General features: G+C 61.9%; 1 protein-coding gene. It reads left to right on the top strand.

Annotated features, from left to right (window positions below; translation table 11 throughout):
- Positions 1–105 precede the first annotated feature (105 nt).
- A partial coding sequence (locus H928_RS28265) for an RHS domain-containing protein (protein WP_204366323.1) occupies positions 106–915 on the top strand: 810 nt, incomplete at its 3' end.

Here is a 915-nt window from a genome sequence, read left to right as displayed (position 1 = left end):
ACCCCAGAGCAGCTGCTGCGCCCTGACTTCAACCCCTTGCAAGGATCGCCACAAGCGAGCAGTCCACAGCTAGGGCCTGCCGCCCAGAAGTGGGCCGGCAACCGTGTGGCCTATTACGAAAACAGCGAAGACAAAAGCAGCCAGGGCGCCAAAACCCACTACCGCTACGACAGCCGAGGCAACCGAGTTCAAAGCCTGGACGAGACCACCGGCCGCCAGATAGACCTGTACTGGGACACCGGCAACCAGCTCGTGCAGGTACATGTGCAAGAAGGCGGCAAACACCACCTGCAGCACTACCGCTATGACGCGTTTGGCAGGCGCCTGGCCAAATACAACCATCCGGCCAACGCATCAACCAGCCAGGAGAGCGGCACCGACTACTTTGGCTGGGACGGTGACCGGCTCGTGCACACCGAGCGGTTCAACACCACAAATAGCCAAGACAGCAACGGCGCAGCCCAGCCCGAAATCATCCACACCATCTATGAGCCCGGCAGCTTTACCCCGCTCATCCAACTGCGACGCGCCACCAAGGCCCCGCCAGATCTGGCCGACCAGCTGCTATCCAACACCCAGCCCGGCCTGGTGCAAGACGCCCTGCGCGGCGTGCTCTCCGATATCAAAGCGATGAATGCCTCGATGCAGCACAACATCGCCATCCAGGCGATGCCCCCAGATGTGCAGCGCTTTATGTACGAGCAGTTCCAGGAGCTGGAGCAAACGATGACCAGCCAGCGCGCGGAAGCGGCGCAAAGCATCGAGATACGGCATTACCTGTGCGACCACCTGGGAACGCCCCATGCTTTGATCCGGGAAGACACCCGGGTGGAGTGGGCGGTGCAACTGGATGCCTGGGGCAATGTGCGGGTGGAGCATAACCCCAGCGGGCAGTACCAGCCGATCAGGCTGCCT

Origin of the sequence: Comamonas sp. B-9 (assembly GCF_000410635.1) — a bacterium.
Classification (GTDB): domain Bacteria; phylum Pseudomonadota; class Gammaproteobacteria; order Burkholderiales; family Burkholderiaceae_C; genus Comamonas.
Note: the sequence above shows the minus strand (reverse complement) of the source record. Positions and strands in the feature narration are given on the sequence as shown.